The 8735-nt window shown below is 44.2% G+C and carries 9 protein-coding genes; 5 read left to right on the forward strand and 4 right to left on the reverse strand.

The features are described from left to right. Positions 1-76: 76 nt before the first annotated feature. Positions 77-1798, reverse strand: coding sequence for a DUF2264 domain-containing protein (locus tag DI392_RS15865; RefSeq protein ID WP_181388446.1), 1722 nt, complete (start codon positions 1796-1798; stop codon positions 77-79). A 37-nt stretch (positions 1799-1835) separates the two neighbouring features. Beyond that, positions 1836-3038, reverse strand: coding sequence for an anaerobic sulfatase maturase (locus DI392_RS15870; protein ID WP_109320664.1), 1203 nt, complete (start codon positions 3036-3038; stop codon positions 1836-1838). Positions 3039-3219: 181 nt separating this feature from the next. Here DI392_RS15870 and DI392_RS15875 point away from each other — a divergent pair, with 181 nt between their 5' ends. Beyond that, positions 3220-4689 (forward strand): sulfatase family protein, encoded by a 1470-nt coding sequence (locus DI392_RS15875; protein ID WP_109320665.1) that lies wholly within the window; start codon positions 3220-3222, stop codon positions 4687-4689. A gap of 153 nt (positions 4690-4842) precedes the next feature. On the opposite strand, the gene DI392_RS15880 is transcribed toward DI392_RS15875, so the two are convergent. Both DI392_RS15880 and DI392_RS15885 read right to left on the reverse strand, forming a co-directional pair. Further along, the gene (locus tag DI392_RS15880; protein ID WP_109320691.1) at positions 4843-5442 is read right to left on the reverse strand and encodes a pentapeptide repeat-containing protein; all 600 of its coding nucleotides are present in this window, start codon (positions 5440-5442) and stop codon (positions 4843-4845) included. 233 nt (positions 5443-5675) lie between these two features. Next, positions 5676-6083 (reverse strand): hypothetical protein, encoded by a 408-nt coding sequence (locus DI392_RS15885; RefSeq protein ID WP_245884104.1) that lies wholly within the window; start codon positions 6081-6083, stop codon positions 5676-5678. Positions 6084-7036: 953 nt separating this feature from the next. On the opposite strand from DI392_RS15885, the gene DI392_RS15895 reads away from it, so the two are divergent. The 4 genes from DI392_RS15895 (at position 7037) to DI392_RS15910 (ending at position 8359) form a co-directional block, all read left to right on the forward strand. Further along, positions 7037-7282 (forward strand): type II toxin-antitoxin system CcdA family antitoxin, encoded by a 246-nt coding sequence (locus DI392_RS15895; protein ID WP_109320668.1) that lies wholly within the window; start codon positions 7037-7039, stop codon positions 7280-7282. Further along, the gene (locus tag DI392_RS15900) at positions 7282-7599 is read left to right on the forward strand and encodes a CcdB family protein (protein ID WP_109320669.1); all 318 of its coding nucleotides are present in this window, start codon (positions 7282-7284) and stop codon (positions 7597-7599) included. Before DI392_RS15895 ends, DI392_RS15900 begins: the two co-directional genes overlap by 1 nt. Positions 7600-7809: 210 nt before the next feature. Next, positions 7810-8052 (forward strand): type II toxin-antitoxin system Phd/YefM family antitoxin, encoded by a 243-nt coding sequence (locus DI392_RS15905; RefSeq protein WP_109320670.1) that lies wholly within the window; start codon positions 7810-7812, stop codon positions 8050-8052. 7 nt (positions 8053-8059) lie between these two features. Then, entirely contained in the window at positions 8060-8359 is a 300-nt protein-coding gene (locus DI392_RS15910) for a type II toxin-antitoxin system RelE/ParE family toxin (RefSeq protein ID WP_109320671.1), read from the forward strand. The last annotated feature ends 376 nt before the right edge of the window (positions 8360-8735 follow it).

Raw genomic sequence — 8735 nt, forward strand, 5'->3', positions numbered from 1 at the left:
TAAAAATTGGGATCAATTTAAAACAAGGTTCTATAAAAAAAAAGACTTTCTTACCATTATCTTGTTGTATCACTCACTAATTTTTAGTACAGCCAGCAAACAACTCGACTTCTATAATCGATTTACCTTTGGTAACAGGTGTAACCACTGCAGGAACACAAGCGTGAATATAAAGTAAATTCGTATTCGGAGCACATGGGTAAATATGTGTCGTCCCTGACCCCTGCGTTATTTTCATTTCACTAAATAGCCGGTTACTGCATATCTTGGGCTCCTGCTCTTCAAGGTGGGAATACCATGGAACCCATTTATCGACCGCATACCCTGTGATGATAAGATGAAGCTCTTCCTCAGCAGAGACTTCCACCCGGCGTCTTTCCTTTCCGTCATGCAGGGTCTGCACAACATTAATCGTACATCCGTCAAAAGGGCTCCATACTGAAACCAGCGCATCCCCCTCCCGGTAAGCGGACAAATTCCGGCTCCTGCCTATCCACTGACCCGTTTGCGGATGCTGAACAGCCATTATATTATCCCCGGCCCAACCCTGATCGATCCAGCGCGTAGACTCCACACTAAAGCCATGATCAGAGCTGTACGCAAACTTACTGTATTTATCCTCACAGTGACGCAGTTCACTGCTCGCCGGCCCGTTTGTCATCAGGTAGCAGCCTCTATTACGCCAGACAAGGTGTGACTCACCAATCCAGGTCGGCGAATGCACTGAGGGAATCTCTGCCACGTCTGCGAGCCAAAAAGCATGATTCTCTGATAAAGCCAGCGCGTTAAATGCCTTAAAGGCCAGCAGTGGTGACACCGGGCTGGTATAAAACTCCGTCGTCAGCAGATTCGGATAGGCATAACCAGGGAGCAATTGACCATTTTCTTCCCAGATAGGCTTACCGGCCCACCAGCGCATTCCGTGATGCCAGATGGCACGGGCTCGGGTAACGTCCACAGCCGGATGCTCACAGCGAGCCATCTCAGCCCAGAAAGCCAGACTGGCAAAACGGTAATTAAGAGAACGGCCATAACAGAGCTGCTGACCGTCACTGCCAAACCAGACCTGATAAGTTTGTGCAAATTCACAGGCTCGTTGCAGCAGACGCTCACAGCGAGGTCCTTTATAACCGTTCCAGCGACAGTAAACCAGCGCATACAGCTGAAAAGCAAAGGGATTATAATAATCGAACACACCGGAGGCTCCGTCCTGATACCAGCCATCCTGCCCATACAACGCATCAATAAAGTCAAGGTCCTCTTCCAGTACACTCCTGTCGATCTCGACGCCCAGTTTGTCCAGACTCGTCAGAATAAGTACCCGGAACCAGCGCCAGTTATTAGGTGGTATTTCCAGCGTTTGTACGGTTAACAGCCAGTCTGTCAGGTTCTGTTTTTCCCCGATATTAAGAGGCTCCCAGAACTGTTGTCGCGCATCTGTCAGCGCCATGGCCAGAGCGACCATTTCGACAACACGTTGATCATAATTGACCGGCCATTGCCAGAACCCGTTGCTTTCCGGATTGGTTCCGATAATGATCTGTTCTCTGATCTCAGCACAAACTGACGCCAGTTCAGTACTGGCCGGGATGACCCCCATGAGTAAGCGACTCAGGTGTTCAATACGGGCTGTCTGTTGAGAATAATGGGCCCCGCTGTAATCAGAGGGGCAACTGAGCGCCTCTCCTTTGATCTGTGTCAGTTGTTTTTCAGCCAGAACGGATAACACATTCAGTGTCGCAGCCCTGCCAGTAAAACACTCACCGGAATGAAACCATTGGTTTAATGAAATGCCCAAATTAACTCCTTGAATACATAGCGATATACGGACAGTGTTATAACGACAAAAATCGTTGATAATTCGCTGGCGGCAGACCTCTTCTCAGGCACTGCCCCATAGCTGAGAGGTAAGGGCTGATATGACTGAAGAACTGGTAATACCCCTTACACAGATAGTGGCCGGATGTAAAAGATACCTCGCCATGCTCGTCAACCCTCTGAGCCGGACAGGCTCCGTTACAAAGCCCTCTGACCGGGCAATTAAGGCAATGCAAACGAGCAGCCTCTGGCTTACTGGCCGCAAATTGTTGCTGTACCGGTGTTACGATCAGATCCGGGTAATCAGCCTGCGCTAAGTTACCCAGCCGGAATGATGGAAAAACCAGATGATCACAGCTGTACACATCACCGTTGTGCTCTGCCACCAGATTCTCACCACATACCGAAGCATGAACACAGGAAGACGACGGCATGCCCAGCGACATGCCCAGAGCATTGTCAAAGTGACTGATAAACACTCGTCCAATATCGTTCTCGCGCCAGCAATCAAACACCTCACACATGAAACGCCCGAACTGCTCAGGGCTTACGCTTCGGCATGAAACCCCTTTGCCCGGCTCCGGTTCCACCACCGGAATAAACTGGATAAACTGGACGCCCAGACCGACCAGATGTTGATATACTCGGCGGGCGTGATCACCATTGTGCTGCTGGATGACCGTCAGCACATTTACGTCTACACCGTGTTTCTGCAGACACTTAAGACCACGGATGACTTTCTGATACGACCCCTTACCGCTGTTTGTTTTTCGGTAGTGATCATGCAGCGCCTCATCGCCATCAATGCTGATACCAACCAGAAAATGATGCTGCTTTAAAAAGATGCCCCACTCATCATTGAGTAGTACACCGTTAGTCTGCAACGTATTGACAATCTTCATTCCCGGCCGGACATACTTCTGCTGTAGTGCCACCACCCGACGGAAAAAGTGCACGCCACGCAATGTCGGCTCTCCTCCCTGCCAGCCAAAGGTAACTTCTTTACAATGTACTGGCTGGCTCTCAATATAGTTGCGGATATGAGCCACCAACACCTCGTCTCGCATTTCGAAGCAGGTATTACCGGGATACAACCCGGTTTTATCCAGATAAAAACAGTAGTCGCAGGCTAAGTTACACACCGGCCCTACCGGTTTCACCAGGACATGAAAAGGACGTTTTGCCGCTACTTTTGTTACGGTAATGGGATCAGCTTTCATTTAGAGGTTCCGGAGCTGTCTATGTAGAAGTTGTCTTTTATAAAAATTAATTTTATATCATTTTTTATAAAACATTATTTTAATTTTGTTAAAGATCGTGAAGAGAGACGCAAAGTGAGAATAGGCTTTGCTATAAGATCAGCGCTGATTTCTGGCTATTGAATGAACAAAAGGATAATTAATGACCAAACCAGCCGACCCTAACATTATTATTATCTATGCCGATGACCTTGGATTTGGTGATCTCAGTTGCTATGGAGCGAATGGTATTCCCACCCCTAACCTGGATAAACTCGCCGAGCAAGGCCTTAAGTTTCATCAGGGGTATGCCACTGCGGCGACCTGTACTCCGTCACGCTATAGCCTGCTTACCGGCTCATACCCATGGCGTAACCCTAATGCGGCCGTATTACCCGGAGATGCCCCTCAAATCATAGGAAAATCTGATACTACCATGCCGAAAATGCTGCAAAGAGCGGGCTACCGGACCGGTATTGTCGGCAAATGGCACCTGGGGCTGGGTAATGGGAACCTGGACTTTAATCAGTCAATAGACGGTACACCCAATGACGTCGGTTTCGATGAGTCATTTATTATGGCCGCGACCAATGATCGAGTACCTTGTGTATATATCAATAACCGGCATGTTGAAGATCTGGATCCTGATGACCCGATTGAAGTTACTTATGACTGGGATCAGGCGTATGCCGATGTTCCTAACGGTCGCAATAACCCCGAACTCCTGGACATGATGTATGACCATGGTCACGATGGAACCATCATCAATGGTGTCAGCCGTATCGGCCATATGCGTGGCGGGAAATCAGCCGTATGGAACGATGAAACCATGGGCGAGATTTTTGCAGACCAAGCGATTGATTTCATTGAAACCAGCAAAGATGAGCCATTTTTCCTCTACTACGCACTTCACCAACCTCATGTGCCACGTATCCCTAATCCCAAATTCCGTAATACCACACCGTATGGGGTGCGAGGCGATGTTATAGCAGAAATGGACTGGTGTATTGGTCAGGTATTAAACAAGCTGAATGAACTGGATCTGACTGAAAAGACCCTCGTGATCTTTTCCAGTGATAATGGGCCGGTTCTGAATGACGGGTACAAAGATCAGGCCATCGAACTGAATGGCGAACACCGGATGGCTGGTCCGTTGCGTGGAGGAAAATACAGTCTGTTTGAAGGCGGTACCCGGGTACCCTTTATCGTCCGCTGGCCGGGTAAAATACAACCGGGCGAATCTCAGGCGCTGTATAATCAGGTCGATCTGTACCACACCTTCGCAGAATTAACAGGACAGGCGCTATGTAGCAACGAAGCCCCGGATAGCCTTGCCCTTGCGGATACGCTACTGGGTAAAGACAAAGTTGGCCGGGATTCTATGGTCCTGGAAGGGATGCAGTATAAGAAAGTATTCCGCAATCAACACTATGCCTATATCCCTCCTCATGATGACGACTTTATCTGTCAGTACACCGGCAACGAGAAAGGCAATACGCCAGAGCCACAACTGTATGATCTCCGTGATGACATTGGTCAGTTGAATAACCTGGCCGGACAGATGCCGGATAAAGTAGCAGAAATGGAACAGGAGCTGAACGACACAATTCGCCGGCATCAGACCCGTCAATAACAGTAAAGCCGCAGGATCTTAACCTGCGGCTGACTGGAGACCACAAAGCTGAGACTTTACCCTTCATTCAGGGCCTTGTAATAACTTACACTAGGCTCTTAGAGCGCATATCACCTAACAGGCCCATTGTTTTCACTTAGTCTTCTGTTCTATCTAATCAACTAACTCTATTCCCAGCGATTCTAATAAACTCAACGCCTCATATCTTGAGAATTTTGCACCAGATACCTGGTTTTCCAACACATTGATTACATAACCCGTCGAATCACTGAAATCGACATTACGCAGGTTTGTGCGCATAAACAGGCTGTGTGAAAAGTCACAGAAGTTCATCGTTGATTCACAAAAGTCACCTTCCCGGAAATCGACATCATGTAATTTACACTCAGAAAGAATAAGTTCATTCAGGGTCAGTCCGAAAAATGAAGAATCATTCAGTACGCAGCAGTCAAACTTAAGCTCAAAATCAAGGTGATAAGCCGGCCAGATAGCTTTGGTCCAGTCAACACCAACCAGTTTGCACTCCTTAAATGTCATGCCAAACAGTCTGGTATTGGACAAATCCATCAGACTTAAATTGCAGCGAATAAACTCACAATTGATAAATTTACAGCTCTTAAACCTGACTTCAGAAAAATCACAATCCGAAAACTGGCATTCTTCAAATTCAATGCCTGTGTAATGACTGTCTGTTCGTTCAAGCTTTTTAAATGACGCTTCGAAATACTGGTCATTACTTTTGAAACTATCCAATATACCCCCTGTCTCTTTCATTAGGTGTTAGCTATGACACCACAGAATCAGGTGTATGCTTGTTATCGTCTGCCGCAGAAAATATTTTCTGCACACTCAATGTGTCACAATTGCAGGCCATAATAGCATAAGCCAGCCCCACTTCCCTGAACCAACGTATCCAGTCAGAGATCTCGAATGTTAGGACAAAAGCGCCCCCAAATACCAGATGTTTTTATTCGCTAAAGTGGTCATTATACTTGTTGCGACAATTTAACCTGTAATATAACGTCATCGAACTCATCCCGATAATTTGATGAACACAGCCCAGACTCAACACAACCTATATCGGAATTATTGAAGATTGTTACTCGAAGCTCATACTTCTTTGTCAGCTTATAGCTTCCCCAAAACAAAATGGGCAAAATAAAAGCACCTATAAACGGATGGATAAGAAAAAAAGGGAAACTAAACACCAACGAAATTAAAGATGAACGCTTCATCTTATTTTTTAAGTCATACTCTTTGACGTAAATTTCTTCAATATTTTTTACTTTCATCGGAATTGATGACTTTCTACAATAAACCGATCCTGACTCAACCCAGACTATTCTATCATGCATATTTTCCCCTTTATAAGTATTACCTGTTAACTTGACCAACCGCTCTCCCTAAAATTGAACTGAACTGAACTGAACTGAACTGAATTAAAATATGTTTCCCTGTGAATGAAAGTAAACAAGCACCGTTATTTACTAATTAACTTTCTAAACAGAAGGGAAGTATAATGTATAAACATACCAACAGCACTTCCCAAAAAAACAGTCTTAATACTACCGAACCATAAGATCAAGCCAGAATACCCTTGCCCAGGCCCTAAATCACCTCTTTGAGAAACATCTAGGAGCATAAAACTGTTCCAGCAGATGTGTAAAAGTGCTGTAAAAATAAAAGCGGAAATAGCAATTTTATTTAGTATCGGATGATTAACTCTAAAGTTAGACCTACAAAACATCACAAGAATAAAAGAAATAATAAACAGAGGGCTGGATAGTAAGAGTGTAACGAGCAGTGTATCTAAATAATTTGTATTACCATAAGAAAAAGTCAAAAACACTATTATCGCCGAAAACAGTGAAATAATTAATGCTATTAAAGTAGACCTATTCATTGAATTCATCCTGAAAGCAGTTTGTTATGTATGTTCATACCCATCATTTGTAGCAGGCTCTAAAAATGTTCTATTAGGTGTTCATTGAAATGAGCAAAGAAATTTTCCATGTTTGGCTCTTTCATTAGGTCGTGGCACACAAATGTGTTAGGCGGCTCCAGACCTTACAACCCATGCCCACCTAAACAAACAATAAAATGAACGGGTGCTGGCACCAAGCCCTAAGACAGAGCTTTTCGATCAGATTAACCCTTTTCAATTATGATAAAAAAGAGGTGAGCTACCGGATTTAAAAAACGCATTTTGTACCGGCGGGGCCAGCCGTAACCTCAAAGCCAAACCGAACCAAAAATGCCGCGTATTTTTGTTCCTTTAAGTTGTTTGTTATATGCCTTATCATCACCTATACTTAATGCGCATTTAAAGCACGCATTAGGTTACTTTATGAGAAATATACATAGTACGAAAACACCAAAAAAGGCAACAAATCTTAGCCTTAACAGTGAGTTGCTGGCAGAAGCAAAACGTCTAAACATTAATCTTTCAGCAACAATGGAAAAGGCATTGGAAAAAGAAGTAAGCCAACGACTCAAAGCTGAATGGCTGGAACAAAATGCTAAAGCCATTGAAGCTTGTAATGAGCTTACCGAAAAACACGGGCTATTTTCTGATTCATACAGAGTATTCTGATGTCGCAATTTACCCTTTATAAAAATAACGATAAGAGCACAGCTACAGCCTATCCATTTTTTGTTGATGTTCAGAGTGAGCTACTAGACACATTGAATACTCGTTTAGTTATTCCTTTAACTCCGCTCGAGTTACTTGAGAAAAAGGTACCTAGCCATTTGTGTCCAACAATCCATCTTGATGAAGGTTATTTTGTAATCCTAACTCACCAAATGGCCAGCGTCCCAACAAAATTCCTGCAAGATCCTATCAATGATCTAAGCACCTTTAGGGATGAGATCATTGCTGCAATCGACTTTTTGATTACTGGCATATAACGCCCGGCTAACGGGCAAAAACTAATACCATATTCACTCAATTTAACCAGCCGAAACCTCAAAAGCAAACCAAACCAAAAATCGTGCGTGTTTTTGTCCCGTTGAGCCGTTTGTTAGTTTGCATTTCGCCTAAACCGTGCGATTTAATTAAACTGTACATTTAATGCGATACGCTATAATCTACATGAACACTGAATCGGGAACTTAACCATGCACACATTAACCGCGAATGATGCCAAACGACATTTTGGTGAGTTGCTTCTAAGCGCTCAACGCGAACCAGTAAAAGTAAGTAAAAACAGCAAAGATACTGTCGTTGTTATGTCTATGCGGGATTTTGAAGAACTTGAGGCCATGAAAGTTGAATACCTTAAACACTGCTTCAAGTCAGCAAAAGAAGACCTAAACAATGACACCGCCGTTGATGGTGAAAACTTCCTGAAATCACTGTAACTCTCTGATGGATAAAAACAAATATAAGCTAAGCAACTTAGCGCAGTCTCACCTGCGCAAAGTGAAAAATTATACCGTAGAAAACTTTTCCGAATTGCAGTGGCACAACTATCAACAAACACTACTTGCTGGGTTTCAGATGCTAGCCGATAACCCTGGCTTAGGAAAAAGTTGCAATGAAATATACCCAAACGGCTTTTACTTCCCTATAGGTAAACATACCGCTTACTTTACCAAAGAAAGTGGCTTTATCTTAGTTGTTGCAGTCCTGAGTCAATCACAACTGCCACAAAATCACCTGCAATAGTACTACATTCACCCTAAAATCCATGTGCTAGGGTGAAACTTGCTTCGCAAACTAACGCCCGGCTAATGGGCAAAAACCAATACCATATGCACTCAATTTAACCAGCCGAAACCTCAAAAGTAAACCGAACCAAAAATCGTACGTATTTTTGTCCCGTTGAGCCGATTGTTAGTTTGCGTGCCAAAGTGATACCAATCGCACTAATTTTATGATCTAACATCAGCTTCAAATAGGAGCTGATATGACAATCCCAGACTTCCCCAAACTCATTCGTTCAGCATCCGATGCTAGGATGCGCACGAGACTTCTCGCTATCTCCCATTTTGTTGATGGAAAAAATCGCACTCAGATCGCTCACTATTTAAAAGTCAGTCGC

This window comes from Vibrio albus (assembly GCF_003144035.1).
GTDB classification, from domain to species: Bacteria; Pseudomonadota; Gammaproteobacteria; order Enterobacterales; family Vibrionaceae; genus Vibrio; species Vibrio albus.

Excerpts from the sequence above, each read along its gene's own strand:
- DI392_RS15895 (WP_109320668.1), top strand. The coding sequence starts at position 7,037 with ATGAGAAATATACATAGTACGAAAACACCAAAAAAGGCAACAAATCTT.
- DI392_RS15905 (WP_109320670.1), top strand. The coding sequence starts at position 7,810 with ATGCACACATTAACCGCGAATGATGCCAAACGACATTTTGGTGAGTTG.
- DI392_RS15900 (WP_109320669.1), top strand. The coding sequence starts at position 7,282 with ATGTCGCAATTTACCCTTTATAAAAATAACGATAAGAGCACAGCTACA.
- DI392_RS15875 (WP_109320665.1), top strand. The coding sequence starts at position 3,220 with ATGACCAAACCAGCCGACCCTAACATTATTATTATCTATGCCGATGAC.
- DI392_RS15870 (WP_109320664.1), bottom strand. The coding sequence starts at position 3,038 with ATGAAAGCTGATCCCATTACCGTAACAAAAGTAGCGGCAAAACGTCCT.
- DI392_RS15910 (WP_109320671.1), top strand. The coding sequence starts at position 8,060 with ATGGATAAAAACAAATATAAGCTAAGCAACTTAGCGCAGTCTCACCTG.